General features: G+C 41.6%; 20 protein-coding genes (1 of these 20 running past the window's edge). 19 read left to right on the top strand and 1 reads right to left on the bottom strand.

Going from position 1 to position 20,144, the window contains the following annotated elements; genetic code table 11:
* Nucleotides 1–5: 5 nt before the first annotated feature.
* Entirely contained in the window at nt 6–2,153 is a 2,148-nt protein-coding gene (locus E5N72_RS02420) for a TonB-dependent siderophore receptor (protein WP_135923081.1), read from the bottom strand.
* 209 nt (nt 2,154–2,362) lie between these two features.
* Here E5N72_RS02420 and mnmE point away from each other — a divergent pair, with 209 nt between their 5' ends.
* From mnmE to E5N72_RS02330, 19 genes are all read left to right on the top strand, one after another.
* Complete coding sequence (gene mnmE / locus E5N72_RS02415; protein WP_135926208.1) at nt 2,363–3,727, top strand: tRNA uridine-5-carboxymethylaminomethyl(34) synthesis GTPase MnmE; 1,365 nt, start codon at nt 2,363–2,365, stop codon at nt 3,725–3,727.
* Between the two features lie 144 nt (nt 3,728–3,871).
* Nucleotides 3,872–3,982, top strand: coding sequence for an isocitrate lyase/phosphoenolpyruvate mutase family protein (locus tag E5N72_RS20685; protein ID WP_240704485.1), 111 nt, complete (start codon nt 3,872–3,874; stop codon nt 3,980–3,982).
* Nucleotides 3,933–4,613: an isocitrate lyase/phosphoenolpyruvate mutase family protein gene (locus E5N72_RS02410; RefSeq protein WP_135923080.1), complete on the top strand. Its 681-nt coding sequence runs from the start codon at nt 3,933–3,935 to the stop codon at nt 4,611–4,613. Before E5N72_RS20685 ends, E5N72_RS02410 begins: the two co-directional genes overlap by 50 nt.
* Nucleotides 4,614–5,199: 586 nt before the next feature.
* Nucleotides 5,200–5,649 carry an FMN-binding protein MioC gene (mioC, locus tag E5N72_RS02405; protein ID WP_135923079.1) on the top strand — a complete coding sequence of 150 codons (450 nt, stop codon included), beginning with the start codon at nt 5,200–5,202 and terminating at the stop codon, nt 5,647–5,649.
* A gap of 428 nt (nt 5,650–6,077) precedes the next feature.
* Complete coding sequence (gene mnmG, locus E5N72_RS02400) at nt 6,078–7,967, top strand: tRNA uridine-5-carboxymethylaminomethyl(34) synthesis enzyme MnmG (RefSeq protein WP_135923078.1); 1,890 nt, start codon at nt 6,078–6,080, stop codon at nt 7,965–7,967.
* Between the two features lie 15 nt (nt 7,968–7,982).
* Entirely contained in the window at nt 7,983–8,603 is a 621-nt protein-coding gene (rsmG, locus tag E5N72_RS02395; protein WP_135923077.1) for a 16S rRNA (guanine(527)-N(7))-methyltransferase RsmG, read from the top strand.
* Between the two features lie 13 nt (nt 8,604–8,616).
* A complete protein-coding gene (locus E5N72_RS02390) occupies nt 8,617–9,402 on the top strand; it encodes a ParA family protein (RefSeq protein WP_063701404.1) in 786 nt (261 codons plus the stop codon).
* Nucleotides 9,403–9,422: 20 nt separating this feature from the next.
* Complete coding sequence (locus E5N72_RS02385; RefSeq protein ID WP_135923076.1) at nt 9,423–10,334, top strand: ParB/RepB/Spo0J family partition protein; 912 nt, start codon at nt 9,423–9,425, stop codon at nt 10,332–10,334.
* Between the two features lie 160 nt (nt 10,335–10,494).
* Nucleotides 10,495–10,875, top strand: a complete 381-nt coding sequence (locus tag E5N72_RS02380; RefSeq protein WP_135923075.1) for an ATP synthase subunit I — start codon at nt 10,495–10,497, stop codon at nt 10,873–10,875.
* Nucleotides 10,876–10,890: 15 nt separating this feature from the next.
* Entirely contained in the window at nt 10,891–11,748 is an 858-nt protein-coding gene (gene atpB, locus E5N72_RS02375; RefSeq protein WP_054554806.1) for a F0F1 ATP synthase subunit A, read from the top strand.
* 56 nt (nt 11,749–11,804) lie between these two features.
* On the top strand, nt 11,805–12,038 hold the full coding sequence (gene atpE, locus E5N72_RS02370; protein ID WP_004335261.1) for a F0F1 ATP synthase subunit C: 234 nt from the start codon (nt 11,805–11,807) through the stop codon (nt 12,036–12,038).
* Nucleotides 12,039–12,080: 42 nt separating this feature from the next.
* Nucleotides 12,081–12,551, top strand: a complete 471-nt coding sequence (gene atpF / locus E5N72_RS02365) for a F0F1 ATP synthase subunit B (RefSeq protein WP_054554807.1) — start codon at nt 12,081–12,083, stop codon at nt 12,549–12,551.
* 16 nt (nt 12,552–12,567) lie between these two features.
* On the top strand, nt 12,568–13,101 hold the full coding sequence (gene atpH / locus E5N72_RS02360; RefSeq protein ID WP_135923074.1) for a F0F1 ATP synthase subunit delta: 534 nt from the start codon (nt 12,568–12,570) through the stop codon (nt 13,099–13,101).
* A 14-nt stretch (nt 13,102–13,115) separates the two neighbouring features.
* Nucleotides 13,116–14,657: a F0F1 ATP synthase subunit alpha gene (gene atpA / locus E5N72_RS02355; RefSeq protein WP_054554809.1), complete on the top strand. Its 1,542-nt coding sequence runs from the start codon at nt 13,116–13,118 to the stop codon at nt 14,655–14,657.
* Between the two features lie 59 nt (nt 14,658–14,716).
* Entirely contained in the window at nt 14,717–15,577 is an 861-nt protein-coding gene (atpG, locus tag E5N72_RS02350) for a F0F1 ATP synthase subunit gamma (RefSeq protein WP_062568484.1), read from the top strand.
* A 32-nt stretch (nt 15,578–15,609) separates the two neighbouring features.
* A complete protein-coding gene (gene atpD / locus E5N72_RS02345; protein WP_036973717.1) occupies nt 15,610–16,995 on the top strand; it encodes a F0F1 ATP synthase subunit beta in 1,386 nt (461 codons plus the stop codon).
* Nucleotides 16,996–17,008: 13 nt separating this feature from the next.
* Nucleotides 17,009–17,431, top strand: coding sequence for a F0F1 ATP synthase subunit epsilon (locus tag E5N72_RS02340; RefSeq protein WP_135923073.1), 423 nt, complete (start codon nt 17,009–17,011; stop codon nt 17,429–17,431).
* 273 nt (nt 17,432–17,704) lie between these two features.
* Complete coding sequence (gene glmU, locus E5N72_RS02335; RefSeq protein ID WP_135923072.1) at nt 17,705–19,063, top strand: bifunctional UDP-N-acetylglucosamine diphosphorylase/glucosamine-1-phosphate N-acetyltransferase GlmU; 1,359 nt, start codon at nt 17,705–17,707, stop codon at nt 19,061–19,063.
* A gap of 141 nt (nt 19,064–19,204) precedes the next feature.
* On the top strand, nt 19,205–20,144 hold the 5' portion of the coding sequence (locus tag E5N72_RS02330) for a choice-of-anchor I family protein (protein ID WP_135923071.1). 845 nt of this gene lie beyond the right edge of the window; 940 of the gene's 1,785 nt are visible here — the first part of the coding sequence; its start codon is at nt 19,205–19,207; the stop codon falls past the right edge of the window.

The following is a 20,144-nucleotide window of genomic DNA, read 5'->3' as shown; positions in this document are numbered from 1 at the left end:
CACCATTAAAAGCTGTATTTAGCACTTAAATAGACACGGCGTGGTTCACCAGGAAAGTGCCCTGTTCGCTCAATAAAGCCACTGCTTGCGTATTCTTTATCAAACAGGTTTTTAACTGATAATTGCCATTGCCAGTTATCAACGGTTGTTTGCCACGCCATGTTGTAAATCGTATAAGGTTTAACACGTTGACCGCCTAAACTAAGCTGTTCATCAACATAATCTAAGCCAGCAGAAATAGATGACGATAAGCTAGGTAACTCATAGCGTGTCCAGATACCTAGGGTATTTTGCGGCGCGTTGGCAAATTTATCGCTATCAGGAATTTGGTTACGAATGCTGTCGTTTGCTTTAGTAATACGGGTATCATTATAGGCATAGCTTGCAGTAACCACCCAACGCTCAGTGATGTCACCCACTACTTCGAGTTCAAAACCTTTACTTTGTACTTCACCAACGGCAACTAAGTCATCAACACCATCACCCGCAACATCACCTAATAAACTAGGTTGCAGGATATTTTCACGGACAATATCGTATGCAGCCATATTAACAGCAAGCGTGTCATCTAATAATTTGGTTCTTAAACCTAACTCATTAATACGGCTAGTCTCTGGCGAGAAAGGGCCACCCTTCGCAGTTTCTTGATCACTGGCACTTTGCGGCACAAAGCCAGTGCCATGCAGTGCATAAGGGAAGAACATATTGTTAATGTTATAGCTGGTACCAATACGGTAAGTTAAATCGCTATCAGAAAACTCGGTTTGATTTAACAGATCTTTATCTTCAAAACGGTCATATCTTAAGCCAGCTGTGACGCTCCAATTAGCGGTGATATCAAGTTGGTCTTGCAAGTACGCACCAAAGCGGGTGCTATTCGTTTTCCCAAGCCTTGGTGTAATACTATCAAGATCATAATCATCGGCAGAGGTTAAACCATATTCAGGATCGTTAAGATCAAGACCAGGAACTGGACCACCTTTACTTTGCTGCGTAGCTGTACGGTAAACACTTTCAAAATCATGTTCATACCAGTCACTACCAAACAGTACTTGATGCTGCATGTTGGCAAATGCAAACTCCGCAATCGCATTGGCAGTTAAACTAAAGCCGTTGTTTTCACGTACTTGATCACGAAACTCGCGATGACTCCAATCAACAATACCGTCGTCGTTAGTATCTACTAGACCTCTTGGCTCATGGTAGTTTTGCACTTCTTTGTTATCAAAATATCGTGCCGTGACATCTGTACGCCAAACATCATTAAAATCGTGTTTTAAAGTCGCCTGATAAACATGCGCTTCAACATTTTGAAAGTCTGTTGCCTCGTTATGGTTCCAGCTAATATCAGTTAGAAAATTGCCATTATCATCAGCAGGTACACCACGTAAACGTGCCCCACCCAATTCCTGCTCTATATAGGTATACTGCGTGGTTAATTCAGTTGCACTATTTATAAGCCACGTATATCCAAGATCAACAATGGTATTATCGCTGCTAGTATTTGCACGGAATGGTTTTTCAGTATCTCGGTAGATACCAACACGATAAGCATGGTTATCAAGTGATTCACTCAGCGTTCCAGTGCTTTCTAATGCACCACTGAAGAAATCATCATTACCCACTTCAACTTCAATACTGTGCTCACTAGTGAATTTAGGCTTCTTAGTTACATAGTTAATAATACCGCCCGGATTACCGCTACCATAAATGGCGCCAGCAGGGCCTTTTAAAACCGCAACTTGTTCGATATTAAATAACTGCGGCACAGCAAAACCATTGAAAGGGTCGCCCTTTACGCCATCATATAAAATCTCATCTTGGCGAAAACCACGAAATGTCACGCCGGAATAACTAAAGGCATTAACACCAGCAATATTGCTATAAAGGTCGGTAATTTGGCGAGCAGCCTGATCATTAATCAGCTCCTGCGGCAAAATTTGAATTGACTGAGGTATTTTTTCTAACGGTGTATTAGTACGAGTTGCAAAACTTGACTCAGTTGGTCGATATAAAGAAAACGCACGGCCAACAACTTCTATTTTTTCGAGTTCTTTAGAATCATTTTGATCAGAAGTAGTCACTTCAGTTTGAGCATGGGCAACGCCCGAAAAACCAGCAGCAAGTGCAATAAAAACAGCAGAAAGACGCATAATAAAAAACGATAAGATTTAGAATGCGCAATATGGTAATGAATATAATTATCATTTGCAATGGCGATTTATTATTAATTAAAGCTAAATAAAGTATTACTTACATCAAACTTTTGCTATTTCATTACTCAAACAGCTATTCGCATGAAATTAAGCCATAGGTTACAATAGAGCCAGCATTCATTCTTTTAGTGGCATTATTTCATCGCATGATTAATCAAGACACAATTGCAGCACAAGCGACCGCACCAGGACGTGGTGGGGTTGGTATTATTCGCGTCTCTGGCAGCTTAGCTAAAACAGTGGCAGAGCACATTATTGGCCGTTGTCCTAAAACACGTTACGCAGACTATGTGCCATTTAAAAGCTTGAGCGGTGAACAGCTTGACCAAGGTATTGCTATTTACTTCCAAGGGCCAAATTCATTTACCGGTGAAGACGTACTTGAACTACAAGGTCATGGCGGCCCTGTTGTACTTGATATGCTATTAAAAGAAATTAGCCAAATTGACGGTGTACGTTTAGCAAAACCGGGTGAGTTCTCTGAGCGCGCATTTATGAATGACAAGCTTGATTTAACTCAGGCAGAGGCAATTGCTGACCTTATCAATGCAACCAGTGAACAGGCAGCAAAAAGCGCCCTACAATCACTGCAAGGTGAATTTTCTAAACATATCGAAACGCTGGTGGAAAAAGTCATTCACCTACGTATGTATGTAGAAGCCGCGATTGATTTTCCTGATGAAGAAATCGACTTTTTATCAGACGGTAAAGTTTCAGCAGATCTTGATGCCATTATTGATCAACTCGATAATGTAACTCAGCAAGCTAAACAAGGTAGCATCATGCGTGAAGGTATGCGTGTTGTTATTGCGGGTCGCCCTAACGCTGGTAAATCAAGTCTACTCAATGCATTAGCTGGCCGTGATGCAGCCATCGTTACCGAAATAGCAGGTACAACACGTGACGTATTACGTGAACATATCCACATTGATGGTATGCCACTGCATATTATTGATACCGCAGGCCTACGTGAAAGCCCAGATAAAGTAGAGCAAATTGGTATTGAGCGCGCATGGGACGAAATTAACCAAGCCGATCGCGTACTATTTATGTTAGACGGCACAGATACATCAGCCACTGATCCCCATGATATTTGGCCAGAGTTTATGGCCAAGTTACCAGAGGGAATGGGTGTTACTGTGATCCGTAATAAAGCCGATATTTCCGGCGAAAGTGTCGGTATGGATGAGCATGATCAATATCCTGTGATCCGTTTAAGTGCTAAAAATGCTGAAGGTATAGAGTTAGTTCGTACTCACTTAAAGGCATGTATAGGTTTTCAAGGGGCAACTGAAGGTGGATTCATGGCACGCCGTCGTCACTTAGACGCACTGGACCACGCAGCCTATCATTTAAACACAGGTAAAGAGCAACTAGAGATGCATATTGCTGGTGAGATCTTGGCTGAAGAGTTACGCCTAACTCAACAGTTCTTAAATGAGATAACGGGTGAATTTACTTCTGATGACTTGCTAGGGAAAATCTTTAGTTCGTTCTGTATCGGTAAATAAATTCCGGTCATCAATATTATAAAAAGAGTCGCAAGGCTCTTTTTTATTTTTAATCCAGCAATCAATTATCGGTTCAGGGCCGAAACCAGCCAGTATTAAACTCAGTTTCAATTAGTCTAGTGATGTCATTAAACGGAGGACATCATGAACAAATATCAACAATTTCACCAACTACACCACCAGCCAACAGGCTTTGTACTTGCTAATGCGTGGGATCTTAGTTCTGCACAATTCATTCAAGCTGCGGGGGGCTAAAGCCCTAGCAACAACCAGCTGGGGCATTGCTGCCAGCTTGGGTTTAGCGGATGGTGAAAACATCTCTTTTCAAACTCAATTAGCGCTGGTTAAAAGCTTGACTAAACACATACACATTCCACTCACTGTCGATATAGAGTCAGGCTACAGTAACGATCCGCTGCAAATTAGCCAAAACGTTTTAGCGTTAGCAAGATTAGGGATTGTAGGTATCAACATTGAAGACTCAAACAAAGACACTAATGCACTGAGATCTATCGAACAGCAATGCACCATTATTAGTGAGATAAAGAAAGTACTTAACGAAAATGGCTTCGGTAGTTTATTTATCAACGCCAGAACCGATACCTTCTTTGTTAGTGATCGCCCTTTTCAAGCAACATTAGAACGCGCAAAAGCCTATCAAAATGCTGGTGCAGATGGTCTATTTGTACCTGGCCTTACAAACATAGAGCAAATAACCAGCTTAACAAACGCGATAGATATGCCACTAAATGTGATGGCAATGAGCAATTTTAACTCAGCAAAAGCGGCTTTCGCTGGTGGCGCTAAACGTTTTTCATTGGGTAATTCGCTCTATGATCTAGTGGTTAATACAATTAAAAGCACCTTAATTCAGCTCGAAAGTTAACTTGGTAAACAAAAAAATCAGATCAAAACAGCTTTTAAGATCGAGTTTGGCTAAAAATGTTATCCACATTTGGGATATTTTTAGATCTGAAAGCTGATTTGATCATAAAAAATCGCTGATATTTGAGCTCGCTGATGATCAACAGCCATTTTTTATAATTAATTTTCTTAAAAACGGCCTTTATATGTGCTGTTTTAAGTTTTTTTCGATCTATTTTATTGATCACAATTTACAAACCGATCGTTATCAACAAGCGATCTATCCACAAAACGATCACACTCAGCACGACTTACAGATCTAACCAATCTTTCTCTTTGCGACGACTAAAGATCAATAACTTAGCAAAGTTATACAGTTTACAAAATCAAACTTGATCAGAACTTTCCCCAAAATTATTAACAGCTTGATCAAAGGGTTAAATTCGCTAAAAATTTAAAAAAACTATTAAAAACAGCAAATTGTAAAAACAAATAAGTTTAAGCACGTATTTTAACCATAAAAACTTATTCAGATCGTAATTCAACGCTTTACTCACATCCTAAGTTCGTTATCATGTGGCCACTTATTTCTATACATGATCAAACACATGCAATCAGTAAATATCATCGTTGGCAGCCAAATGGGATCGGCAGAGTACGTGGCAGAACAGCTCGCTGAAGCCCTTGAACAACAAGGGATCCAAGTTAAGCTGCATGAGCAGCCGGTATTTGATGATATTGATCAGCAAGACACAATCTGGTTGTTATGCACTTCAACTTATGGCGCCGGAGACTATCCAGATAATTTATTGCCATTTATTGAATCAGTTAACCAACAAGTTGATCTAAAAGAATTAAACTACAGTGTGATCGGTTTGGGTGACACCAGTTACGACACTTATAACTATGCTGCTCGTAACCTAGATGAGTTATTAGCAAGTAAAGGTGCAACACGGGTGGCAACGCGCTTAGAGCTTAATATTCTAGATGAAGAACTACCCGAGGACACAGCATTGGCTTGGTTGCCAAGCTGGATCGAAGCGGTGGGACTTAATTAAGCCGATCGATGATGATCGTGTTTTAAAAGTTATCAACAATTTACTGATAATTTAGATCGAATTGTGGATAAACACTGATCTAACTGCGATTTTAAGGTAGTTTATCCCTTGGATAAGATCCACTCGATATTGCCCTGTGTATAAATAGCCCTTTTGATCAAAGCTTGTTCCCCGTAAGATCCGATCATATTAACACCTTTAGATCTGCGTTAAGATCATGTTTTAAATAGTAAAGCAAACATTATCAACAGATCTAGCCGTTACTAGTAGTAAAAATAATAAAAGATCTCTTTAAAAGATCCTTTATATTATTAGAGATCACCCACTTAGATCTTGAGTACTGTTTAATCATTTATCTTCTCTAAATTTCTAGGTAGAATACGCTCCCTTTACAAAGTTTTGCTGGTCGATTAAGTAGGATCCCATAAATGATTTTTCACGAACGTTTTGATGTTATTGTTGTAGGTGGTGGACATGCAGGTACTGAAGCTGCATTAGCATCTGCTCGCATGGGCATGAATACCCTATTGCTAACTCATAATATGGATACCCTTGGTCAAATGTCTTGTAACCCGGCAATTGGCGGTATTGGTAAAGGCCATTTAGTAAAAGAGATCGATGCTCTAGGTGGTGCTATGGCACAAGCAATCGATAAAGGCGGTATTCAATTTCGTACTTTAAACTCATCTAAAGGCCCTGCTGTTCGTGCTACACGTGCGCAAGCTGACCGTGCTTTGTATAAAGCCGCTATCCAACACACTTTACAACATCAAGAAAATTTAAAGATCTTCCAGCAATCATGTGACGATCTGATTGTTGAAGGCGATCGTGTAATGGGTGTGGTAACACAAATGGGTCTTCGTTTTAGTGCCCCATCAGTTGTACTTACTGTAGGTACTTTCTTAGGTGGTCAGATCCATATTGGTTTAGAGAATTTCAAAGGGGGTCGTGCTGGTGATCCACCTTCAATTGCACTTGCAGAGCGCTTACGTGAACTACCATTTCGTGTTGACCGCTTAAAAACAGGCACGCCTCCTCGTATCGATGCACGCACTGTTGATTTTAGCAAGATGCAAGAACAGCCAGGTGATACTCCAACGCCGGTATTCTCGTTTATGGGTAAACAGTCAGATCACCCACAGCAGATCCCGTGCTACATTACCTATACAAATGAAAAAACTCATGATGTGATCCGCAACAACCTACATCGTTCACCTATGTATTCAGGTGTTATTGAAGGTATTGGTCCTCGTTACTGCCCTTCAATTGAAGATAAGATCGTACGTTTTGCTGATAAAGACAAACATCAAATCTTTGTTGAACCAGAAGGTTTAACATCATACGAATTATATCCAAATGGTATCTCTACGAGTTTACCGTTTGATGTACAACTTGAAATTGTGCAATCAATCACTGGTTTTGAAAATGCACATATTTGTCGTCCTGGTTACGCAATTGAATATGATTTCTTTGATCCGCGCGACTTAAAACAGTCATTAGAAACTAAGTTTATTAATGGTTTATTCTTCGCAGGCCAAATCAATGGTACAACGGGTTATGAAGAAGCTGGCGCGCAAGGCTTAATTGCTGGTATGAACGCGGCATTACAAGTACAAGGAAAAGAGTCTTGGACACCACGCCGTGATGAAGCATACACAGGCGTACTAATTGATGACCTAGCAACATTAGGTACTAAAGAACCGTACCGTATGTTTACTAGCCGTGCTGAATACCGTTTATTACTTCGTGAAGACAATGCTGATATTCGTTTAACTGCAAAAGGTCGTGAACTTGGTTTAGTTGATGATGCTCGTTGGGCTGCCTTTAACGAAAAAATGGAAATCATCGAAAAAGAAACTCAACGTTTAAAAGAAACGTGGATCCACAAAGATCACGTTGCTGTCGATCAAGTAAATGCGTTATTAAAAACGCCACTGACTCGTGAAGCGAGCCTTGAAGATCTGATCCGCCGTCCTGAAATTCGTTATACCGATTTAATGGAGATCGATGGCTTAGGTTCTGAGTTTGATAACCAAGCTGCACTTGAGCAAGTTGAAATTCATACTAAATACGCAGGTTACATTGCTCGCCAACAAGACGAGATCAATAAGCAATTGCGTCATGAACAAACTGTATTACCAAAAGACTTTGATTATTCAACTGTTTCTGGTTTATCAAATGAGGTTATTGCGAAGCTTACTGATAGTCGTCCAGATACAATTGGCCAAGCATCGCGTATTTCAGGTATCACCCCTGCTGCTATTTCGCTATTATTAGTCTATCTGAAAAAGCAAGGCTTACTGCGCAAGACTGCGTAGTTGGTGAGGAATACAGTGTTACAACAACAATTAACTTCACTGTTAGCGCAAACTGAAATTGCGCTAACAGAAAAACAGCAACAACAACTTGTGCAATATGTTGAATTATTAGACAAGTGGAACAAAGCGTATAATTTAACCTCTGTTCGTTTACCTGAAGAGATGATGGTTAAGCATATTATGGATAGCTTAGTTGTTGCACCACACCTTAAAGGCAAACATTACATCGATGTTGGTACGGGTCCTGGTTTACCGGGTATCGTATTAGCCATCGCCCTACCTGATACGCAATTTATTTTGTTAGATAGTTTAGGTAAGCGCGTACGCTTTTTGATGCAGGTAAAACATGCACTTGGCCTTGAAAATGTAACCCCAGTGCAGTCTAGAGTTGAAGAATATCAACCAAGTGTTAAATTAGATGGTGTATTAAGTCGTGCATTCGCCTCTTTACAAGATATGGTTGACTGGTGTGCGCACTTGATTGATCATTCAGGCAAATTTATCGCTTTAAAAGGCGTATTTCCGAGCGAAGAACTAGACTCATTACCTAAAGGTATTAAGTTTGACGAAAAAATCAGCTTGGAAGTACCTGAGTTAGATGCGCAAAGACATCTAATCATTCTATCTAAAGACTAGGGATCAGAGCACTGTGGCAAAAGTCATCGCATTAGCAAACCAAAAAGGTGGTGTTGGTAAAACAACCACCGCTGTGAATCTCGCGGCATCGATGGCCGCGACGAAGCGTAAAGTGTTATTAATCGATCTTGATCCGCAAGGTAACGCAACCATGGGGAGCGGTGTCGATAAATATGGTGATGTTGCGACTATTTACGATTTATTGATTGAAGAGACACCAATCGAAGAAGTCATCAATAAGGAAACCTCTGGTGAGTACCACTTAATTGCTGCTAATGGTGATGTGACTGCCGCTGAAGTTAAATTAATGGAATTGTTTGCTCGCGAAGTACGTTTACGTAATGCGTTAGAAAAAATTCAAGATCAATACGACTTCATTTTTATTGACTGCCCGCCTTCACTAAATATGCTGACTGTTAATGCAATGGCTGCCGCAGATTCAATTTTAGTTCCAATGCAATGTGAGTACTATGCCCTTGAAGGTTTAACGGCGTTAATGGATACCATTACGCAACTTTCTAAGTTAGTAAATCCAGCGTTAACAATTGAAGGGATTTTGCGCACCATGTATGATCCGCGCAATCGCCTTGCAAATGACGTATCTGAACAACTAAAACAACATTTTGGCGATAAAGTATATCGTACCGTTATCCCACGTAATGTCCGTTTAGCAGAAGCGCCGAGCTTTGGTGCCCCTGCCATGTATTATGACCGTGCATCAAGTGGCGCTAAAGCATACTTAGCCCTAGCCGGCGAAATGTTACGTAGAAAAGAGAAAACATCTTCAGCAGTAGCCTAACTTCGAGGTAAAAAAATAACATGTCTGCTAAAAAACGCGGTTTAGGCCGAGGACTCGACGCTTTATTAAGTTCATCAAAACCAGCCCAAAGTGCAAATAATCAGCAACAAGCGACAACCACACCAGAGCAAGTCTCTGAGGTAGTTGCTGAGCAAAAAAATGGTGAACTGCAAAAGCTAGCGATAGAGTTTTTACAATCGGGTAAATATCAACCACGTAAAGACATGTCTGAAGAAGCACTTGAAGAGTTAGCCAGCTCAATTCGTGCCCAAGGTATTATTCAGCCAATCGTTGTGCGCCAAATTGGTGCAGATAAATACGAAATTATTGCAGGTGAGCGTCGTTGGCGTGCTGCACAATTAGCAAAATTAGACACCGTACCGTGTATCATCAAGGATGTACCCGATGAAGCTGCGGTAGCTATTGCACTTATTGAAAATATTCAACGTGAAGACTTAAATGCGATGGAAGAAGCGATTGCATTAAATCGTTTGCTAAATGAGTTTGAACTTACCCATCAACAGGTCGCCGAAGCGGTTGGCAAGTCTCGTACAACAGTAACAAATTTGCTTCGCTTAAATAATTTAAATGAAGATGTAAAAATATTGTTAGAACATGGTGATATTGAAATGGGCCATGCACGCTGTTTATTAGGCCTTGAAGGTGAAGCGCAATCAGATGCAGCACGACTAGCAGTAGCTAAAGCGTTAACTGTTCGCGAAACCGAAAAGCTAGTGCGTTCTATTTTAGAACCAGCGCCAAAAAAAGAAGTGCAAGAAAAAGATCCTGATGTCAAACAGTTAGAACAAAAACTTGCTGAAAATTTAGGCGCAAAAGTAGAAATAAACTACAATAAAAAAGGCAAGGGAAAGCTGGTTATTTCGTATACAACACTTGATGAGCTAGATGGCATTTTAAGCCGTATAAATTAAGACTATTCCCGTCATTAATTAATAACATGTCCAAAAAGAGACATTTGTGGTGTTTTTGCACTACAAAGGGTCGACTCAAGTTGCAAAACTGGTAGGAATCAGTATAATTTCGCCAGTTTTCATACCCTGACAATTTGAACGTTTACAAGGTTAATAAAACGTGACTAATAAGTTAGCAAAGCCTTATAGGCTTGCCGCATTTAAATTAATTTGTCTTCAGGGTATCGTAGCGCTCATCGCTGCAGTAGTTGTTTTTATAGGTTGGGGAGTCAATGCCGGCCAGTCAGCAGTTGCTGGCGGGGCTGTAGCAATACTCCCTAATTTTGTATTTGCCGTCTATGCATTCAGATATGTGGGTGCAAGTCGAGTAAATCAAGTGTATGCCTCGCTAAAGCGCGGCAACGGATTAAAATTTATGCTGACAATCGTGTTGTTCGCACTGATACTGAAGTCTTACACGGTCATTTTGTTACCGTTTTTCTGTGTTTATGTATTGGTGTTATTTTGCGGATTGTTTGCGCCCGTTTTTTTTAATCATTAACTTTTGGGATATAACATGGCTGCAGAAGAAGTAACTCTATCAAGCCATATTCAGCACCACTTAACTAACGCTAAGATGTGCTCGACCGATGCTGGTCTTGCCTTCAACAAAGCGTGTGCAGACAGTGGTTTCTGGACATGGAATATAGATACCCTCGCATGGTCAATCGGTTTAGGTCTTGTATTTTTATGGATCTTCCGTAGTGCCGCTAAAAAAGCAAATACCGGTGTACCTGGTAAATTTCAGTGTTTCATTGAAATGATCGTTGAGTTCGTTGGCGACAACGTACGCGATACTTACCACGGTAAAAGTGCCCTAATCGCTCCATTAGCTCTAACGATTTTCGTTTGGGTGTTCTTAATGAACTTAATGGACTTAATTCCGGTTGATTTCCTACCTGCATTCGCTGGCTTCGTTGGTGAACAAGCATTTGGTATGGATTCTCACGACGTTTACATGAAGATTGTACCAACAACAGACATCAACATGACTGCTGCACTTGCTATTGGTGTATTCATTCTGATGATCGGTTACGCAATCAAAATTAAAGGGATTGGCGGTTTCTTAGCAGAACTTACGCTTCACCCATTTAGCTCAAATAACAAGCTAGCGATGGTGTTTTTAATCCCGTGTAACTTATTACTAGAAACAATCGCTTTAGTAGCTAAGCCGTTCTCGTTAGCGCTGCGTTTATTCGGTAACTTATATGCTGGTGAGTTGATTTTCATCTTGATCGGCGCAGTTGGTTTAATGCAACTACCGTTGCACTTTATTTGGGCTGTATTCCACATCTTAGTAATCGTACTGCAAGCATTCGTATTCATGATGCTAACAATCGTTTACCTAAGCATGGCAAGCTCAGATAATCACTAATTTTATACACTTTTAAATTTTAACTTTAATTTACAATTGAAACTTTGGAGAAAAAAATGGAACTAGTATTAGGTCTTAAGTATATCGCTGTTGCTCTACTTATCGGCTTCGGTGCAATCGGTACTGCTATCGGCTTCGGTAACATGGGTGGTAAATTCCTAGAAGCTTGTGCTCGTCAACCTGAACTTGCACCTTCATTACAAGTTAAGATGTTCATCCTTGCTGGTCTAATCGATGCTGTAGCTATGATCGGTGTTGGTATCGCAATGGTATTGTTGTTCGTACTTTAATATTATTTTTTGAACAGCTTACTATTTTAAGGAGGAGCGGTCGTGAACTTAACAGCCACTCTTATCGGTGAATTAATTGCATTTACGGTTTTCGTACTTTTCTGTATGAAATACGTATGGCCACCACTAAATGGTGCAATTGAAGCTCGCCAGAAGAAAATCGAAGATGGTTTAGCTGCCTCTGATAGAGCCGAAAAAGACTTAGAACTTGCGCAAAAGAAAGCTGCTGAGCAGCTTAAAGAGGCAAAAGCTCAAGCGGCTGATATCATTGAACAAGCTAAAAAGCGTGCCACGCTTATCGTTGACGAAGAAACTGTTCGTGGTCAACAAGAGCGTGAAAAAATTATTGCTCAAGGGCACTCTGAAATCGAAGCAGAGCGTAACCGTGTAACAGAAGAACTACGTAAACAAGTAGCGACGCTGGCCGTGGTTGGTGCTGAGAAGATTTTAGAGCGCGAAATCAATCAAGCCGCACACAGTGACATCGTTGAAAAACTTGTCGCTGAGCTGTAATTAGGAGGGTATGAGCATGTCTGAATTGGCTACTATCGCTCGCCCATACGCTAAAGCGGCTTTTGAACTTGCCGTTGAAAAAGGCACTGTTGAAAGTTGGAACGACATGCTGTTCTTTGCTGGCCAAGTTGCCAGCAATGAGCAAGCCGCTGCCGCGCTAGCTGGATTGCCTACTGCTACTGAAAAAGCAGATCTGTTTATCAAGATCTGTGCAGAGCAGCTCAACGAACAAGGTCAGAACCTAATCAAGGTGATGGCTGAAAATGGACGTTTAGTTGCACTGCCAGCTGTTGCAGAGTTATTCGCTGAATTAAAAGCGGACTACGACAAAGAAATCGACGTTGATGTGGTTTCTGCAACACCGCTTGCTGCTGAGCAGCAAGTATCATTGGTAGCGGCACTTGAAAAACGTTTCGCACGCAAAGTTAAGCTGAATTGTAGTGAAGATACTACAGTGGTTGGCGGCCTTATTATCAAGGCGGGTGACACTGTAATCGACGGCTCAGTACGTGGCAAATTAGCCCGCTTAGCTACATCACTACAATCGTAATTGGGAAAAAGAGCATGCAACTTAATTCCACTGAAATTTCAGATCTGATCAAACAACGTATTGAGCAGTTCGAAGTTGTAAGTGAAGCTCGTAACGAAGGTACTATCGTATCTGTTACTGACGGTATCATCCGCATCCACGGTCTTGCTGACTGTATGCAAGGTGAAATGATCGAGCTTCCTGGCAACCGTTATGCTATCGCACTAAACCTTGAGCGTGACTCAGTAGGTGCAGTAGTAATGGGTCCTTACGCTGACCTTAAAGAAGGCGTAAAAGTTAAATCAACTGGTCGTATCCTAGAGGTTCCTGTTGGTCGTGGTCTACTTGGTCGTGTTGTTAACACACTAGGTGCACCTATCGATGGTAAAGGCGCTTTAGATAACGACGGTTTTGAACCTGTTGAGAAAATCGCACCAGGCGTTATCGAACGTCAATCAGTAGATGAGCCAGTACAAACTGGTTATAAATCTATCGATGCGATGATCCCAGTAGGTCGTGGTCAACGTGAGCTTGTGATCGGTGACCGCCAAACTGGTAAAACTGCATTAGCAATCGATGCTATCATCAACCAAAAAGGTACAGGCGTTAAGTGTGTGTACGTTGCAGTTGGTCAAAAAGCATCTACTATCGCTAACGTAGTACGTAAATTAGAAGAGCACGGTGCATTAGAAAACACTATCGTTGTTGTTGCATCTGCTTCTGAATCTGCGGCACTTCAGTACTTAGCACCATTCTCTGGTTGTACTATGGGTGAATACTTCCGTGACCGTGGTGAAGACGCGCTAATCGTATATGATGATTTATCTAAGCAAGCTGTTGCTTACCGTCAAATCTCATTACTACTTAAGCGTCCACCAGGTCGTGAAGCATACCCAGGTGACGTATTCTACCTTCACTCACGTCTTCTAGAGCGTGCATCACGTGTAAACGCTGATTACGTTGAGAAGTTCACTAACGGTGAAGTGAAAGGTAAAACAGGTTCATTGACGGCATTGCCAATCATTGAAACTCAAGGCGGCGACGTTTCTGCGTTCGTACCGACAAACGTTATCTCTATCACCGATGGTCAGATCTTCTTAGAAACTGACTTATTCAACTCAGGTATCCGTCCAGCTGTTAACGCTGGTATCTCGGTATCTCGTGTTGGTGGTGCAGCGCAAACTAAAATCGTTAAGAAACTAGGTGGTGGTATCCGTCTAGCGTTAGCTCAGTACCGTGAATTAGCTGCGTTCTCGCAGTTCGCGTCTGACCTTGACGATGCAACACGTGCTCAATTAGAGCATGGTGAGCGCGTAACAGAGTTAATGAAGCAGAAACAGTACGCACCAATGTCTGTTGCTGAAATGTCTCTGTCGCTATTTGCTGCTGAAAAAGGCTACCTAAAAGACATCGAAATCGCGAAAATCATGGATTTCGAAGCTGGCCTAATTTCTTATGCAAACAGCACATACGCAGAGCTAATGGCTCAAATCAATGAAACTGGTAACTACAACGCTGAGATTGAAGCTCAACTTAAAGAACTTCTAGAGAAGTTCAAGTCGACGCAAACTTGGTAATTTAGTTATGAATGGTGAGCTTTAGGCAACTAAAGCCCACCAGATTCGGAGAGAGAGTCATGGCCAGCGGAAAAGAGATTAAAAGCAAGATCGGGAGTATCAAGAATACTCAAAAGATCACCAGCGCAATGGAAATGGTTGCTGCGTCTAAAATGAAAAAAGCGCAGGAACGTGTGGCGTCAAGCCGTCCATACGCTGAAAACTTACGCCAAGTGATTGGTCGTGTTGCTCAAGCAAATCTTGATTTTACTCACCCTTTCTTAGAAGAGCGTGAAGTAAAACGAGTTGGTTATATTGTTATCTCTACTGACCGTGGTCTATGTGGTGGCTTGAACTCAAACGAGTTCAAAAAAGTTGCCCTAGATGTTAAAGCGTGGAAAGAAAAAGGCGTTGAAGCTGAATTTACTACTTTAGGTAGCAAAGCAGCTGGCTTTTTCCAACGTTTTGGCGGTAAGTTAGTCGCTAAAAAAGCGAACTTAGGAGATACACCTTCACTACAAGACGTTATTGGTCCTGTAAAGACAATGCTAGATGCATACTCTGAAGGTAAAATTGACCGCTTATACGTAGTATTTAACAAGTTCGTTAATACTATGAAGCAAGAGCCAACAATCGATCAGTTACTCCCTTTGCCAAAAGCTGAAGAAGAAGTATCTCAACATTCTTGGGATTACTTATATGAGCCAAACCCAGATGCGATTTTAGAAGCTCTGTTAGTACGCTTTATTGAGTCTCAAGTATACCAAGGTGTAGTTGAGAACGCTGCCTCTGAACAGGCTGCCCGTATGGTTGCAATGAAAGCTGCAACTGATAACGCAGGCGACCTTATGGATGAGTTACAGCTTGTTTATAACAAGGCTCGTCAAGCTGCAATCACACAAGAAATTAGTGAGATTGTTGGCGGTTCGGCAGCAGTTTAACGCTTCGGCAAAGTTTAATGAGAGGAATAGACATGAGTTTAGGTAAGGTCGTCCAAATTATCGGCGCCGTTGTGGATATCGAATTTCCACAAGACAACGTGCCAGCCGTATATGACGCACTAAAAGTAACAGATGGCGACTTAGCGGGTTTAACTTTAGAAGTTCAACAACAGCTAGGTGGCGGTGTGGTACGTGGTATCGCACTTGGTACTACTGACGGTTTACGTCGTGGTACTTCAGTAGAAGGTACAGGTCAGCCAATCCACGTTCCAGTAGGTACGAAGACACTAGGTCGTATCATGGACGTTTTAGGTAACCCTATTGATGAAGCTGGTCCAATTGGTGAAGAAGAGCGTATGTCTATTCACCGTGCAGCACCTTCTTACGAAGAACAATCAAGTTCAGTAGAACTTTTAGAGACTGGTATCAAGGTAATCGACCTTGTATGTCCATTCGCTAAAGGTGGTAAAGTTGGTCTATTCGGTGGTGCCGGTGTTGGTAAAACCGTAAACATGATGGAACTTATCCGTAACATCGCAATCGAGCACAGCGGTTACTCAGTATTCGCAGGTGTTGGTGAGCGTACTCGTGAGGGTAATGACTTCTACCATGAGATGAACGACTCAAACGTACTAGACAAAGTATCTCTAGTATACGGTCAAATGAATGAGCCACCGGGTAACCGTTTACGCGTAGCGTTAACAGGTCTTACTATGGCTGAGAAGTTCCGTGACGAAGGTCGTGACGTACTTTTCTTCGTTGATAACATCTACCGTTATACTCTAGCGGGTACAGAGGTATCAGCACTTCTAGGTCGTATGCCTTCAGCAGTAGGTTACCAACCAACTCTTGCTGAAGAAATGGGTGTACTTCAAGAGCGTATCGCATCTACTAAGACGGGTTCAATCACTTCAATCCAAGCGGTATACGTACCTGCGGATGACTTAACTGACCCATCTCCAGCAACAACGTTTGCTCACTTAGATGCAACAGTAGTACTTTCTCGTGATATCGCTTCACTTGGTATCTACCCTGCGGTAGACCCACTTGATTCATCTTCACGTCAACTTGACCCACTAGTAATCGGTCAAGAGCACTATGATACAGCGCGTGGCGTTCAAACAGTTCTTCAACGTTATAAAGAACTTAAAGACATCATCGCAATCCTAGGTATGGACGAGCTTTCTGACGAAGATAAGCAAGTTGTATCTCGTGCACGTAAAATCCAGCGTTTCCTATCTCAGCCGTTCTTCGTTGCTGAGGTATTCACAGGCGCGCCTGGTAAATACGTGTCACTTAAAGACACAATTGCTGGCTTCAAAGGTATCTTAAACGGTGAGTTTGATGATATGCCAGAGCAAGCGTTCTACATGGTTGGCTCTATTGAAGAAGCTCAAGAAAAAGCCAAAAGCATGTAATTAGGAGGGTAGTATGGCGGCTATGACTGTACATCTTGACGTAGTAAGCGCAGAAGAGAGCTTGTTCTCTGGTCTGGTTGAATCGATTCAAGTGAGTGGTAGTGAAGGTGACCTTGGTGTTAACTATGGCCACGCTCCATTATTAACTGCCCTAAAACCTGGTATGGTACGTTTAGTTAAGCAATTTGGTCACGAAGACGTGATGTATATTGCTGGCGGCACGCTAGAAGTTCAACCGGATCGCATCACAATTCTTGCAGATACTGCAGTACGTGGTGAAGATCTAGATGAACAAGCGGCTGAAAAAGCGAAACGTGATGCTGAAGAGCAAATGGCGAACACGTCAGCTGCTGAGTTAGATTACCAACAAGCTGCAGTACAGCTTGCTGAAGCAATCGCTCAACTTCGCGTAATTCAACAATTACGCAAAAAGTAAGCCTACTCGGTTTTCGAAAAGCCCACTTAACGTGGGCTTTTTTGTGCCTGAAATGTGATGCTTTGCACCCTATTCTATTTTTATACTTATATCCTTCATCAAAGCTCGCTACAATAGTGTGAATTAATAGTGAATAGCTGTTTCATTCAAGGTTCAGTCCTACACATTAGGATTGCGTATTTACACATGATGTGACTTACATAACTTTGTTTGTTTTTTCAGATCTCACAACATCATGCACACCTAAAACAAAGAAAGAAGGATATTGTTTTAATGTCTCTGACTACTGTAATTCTAGCAGCGGGTAAAGGTACCCGAATGCGCTCTGCTCTACCAAAGGTACTTCACAAAGTTGCGGGTAAACCTATGGTGCAGCACGTTATTGATAATGCCACTGCACTTGGTGCTCGCGAAACAAACCTTGTTTATGGTCATGGTCGTGAACAGCTACAAGCTGCCCTGTCGCACAATCAAGTAAATTGGGTATTACAAGAAGAGCAACTTGGTACCGGCCATGCAGTCGCTGTTGCCAAAGAACATATTGCCAATGACGATACCGTATTGATTCTCTACGGTGATGTGCCACTAACAAAACGCGCCACTTTAGAAAAGCTACTTGCTGTGACACCTAAAAAAGGCCTAGCTGTATTAACCGTGACTTTAGATGACCCATCAGGTTATGGTCGTATGCTTCGTGAAAATGGCAAGCTGGTAGGTATCATTGAGCAAAAAGATGCCTCACCTGAGCAACTTGAAATTAAAGAAATCAACACCGGCATTATGGCTGCTAATGGTGAGTTACTAAAACGTTGGTTAGGTAACTTATCTAACAACAATGCCCAAGGTGAGTACTACCTGACAGATATCGTTGCGATGGCACACAGTGAAGGTGTTGAAATCACCTCGGCACAGCCTGAGCATCCGATGGAAGTTGAAGGCGCTAATAATCGCGTACAACTTTCAGCTCTTGAACGTGCATATCAAGCATGGCAAGCAGAAGAGTTAATGCTAAACGGCGCAACACTTGCTGATCCGGCTCGTATCGATGTACGTGGTGAAGTAACGACTGGTGAAGATGTACTAATCGACGTTAATGTTATCTTCGAAGGCAAAGTAACAATCGGCAATAATGTTCAGATTGGTCCTAACTGCGTACTTAAAGACTGTACTATTGGCGATAACGTTGTTATCAAAGCTAACTCACTTGTTGAAGAAGCCAGTGTTGCGGCTAAATGTACTTTAGGGCCTTACGCTCGTCTTCGCCCTGGTGCGATTATGGAAGAAGACTCGCATATCGGTAACTTCGTTGAGATGAAAAAAACTCGCTTAGGTAAAGGTTCAAAAGCAAATCATCTAACCTACTTAGGCGACACTGAAGTTGGTGAAAAAGTAAATATTGGCGCAGGGACTATTACCTGTAACTATGATGGCGTAAATAAATCAAAAACCATTATCGGTGATAACGCCTTTATCGGTTCAAACTCATCACTAGTCGCACCTGTAAATATTGGCTCAATGGCAACGATTGGCGCTGGTTCTGTTATCACTAATACAGTTGAAGACGAACAGCTTGCAGTCGCTCGTGGTAAACAACGTAATTTAACTGGTTGGAAACGTCCAACTAAAAAATAGTGAGCTACCCTACTAATTTTATATAGAAAGCGAGTTTATACTCGCTTTTTTTATGGCTCAATTTAGTGCTCATCAAAGTGCCATATAGTTGTAATGCCTGCGTGTTGTAATTGCGTTAATACAATACGAAGGAAAATAATAATGTTAAAAAGATCAATTATTGCGCTATCACTTTTAACCATTCTTACAGGTTGCTCATTAGACGGTGACGACGGCAAAGATGGTATGCAAGGTGAGCAAGGTCCTGCAGGGCAAGATGGAGCGAGTGGTGAAGACGCAAATTCAGCGTTAAGTATAAATCTTATCGGCCGTGCGGTGCTCAACGCAGAAAGCCCAGAAGGTGCAGCAGAGATTGTTGCCTATCAACCATCAAAAAAAAGAATTTTCGCTATTAATAGTTCGGGTGATTCGGCCGTTGTGAATATCATAAAAGCCAATAGTTTTGACCGTGCAGCTTTAGTTAAAGATAACGAAGGAGTAATAAACGGCACTAACTTAGATTCAGACATTACCCTTGCACTTAATGAGCACACTGCAGGCGATGCAAACAGTATCGCTATTGATATTAATAATGAACTTTTAGCTGTAGCAATGGCAGCTAGTAATACGGGTGATAAAGGATTAATCGCATTTTATGATATTAGTGGCGAAGAGCCTCAGTTTATTAAGAATGTTACTGTAGGTGCCCTACCCGATATGGTTACCTTTAGCCATGATGGTAATAAAGTACTTGTTGCTAATGAAGGTGAACCTAATGGGGATTACAGTATTGACCCTGAAGGCTCAATTAGCATCATAAACATCAATGATGGTGTGATTGCTGATACCGCGATTAGCATCACCTTTTCTGCCTACAACGATAAACAAGCAGAGCTTGAAGAGCGAGGGATTATATTTGCTAATCCGGCTGGCCGTACAATCAACGGTAATTTAATTAATACAACCGTAGCTATGGATTTAGAGCCTGAATACATCAGTATTTCTAAAGACAATAAGTTTGCCTACGTGTCACTACAAGAAAATAACGCCCTTGCTATCGTCAATCTTGAAGATAATAGTCTAGAGCTTAAAGGCTTAGGTT

Origin of the sequence: Pseudoalteromonas sp. MEBiC 03607 (genome assembly GCF_004792295.1) — a bacterium.
GTDB classification, from domain to species: domain Bacteria; phylum Pseudomonadota; class Gammaproteobacteria; order Enterobacterales; family Alteromonadaceae; genus Pseudoalteromonas; species Pseudoalteromonas lipolytica_C.
This window is presented reverse-complemented; position numbering and strand designations above follow the sequence as displayed.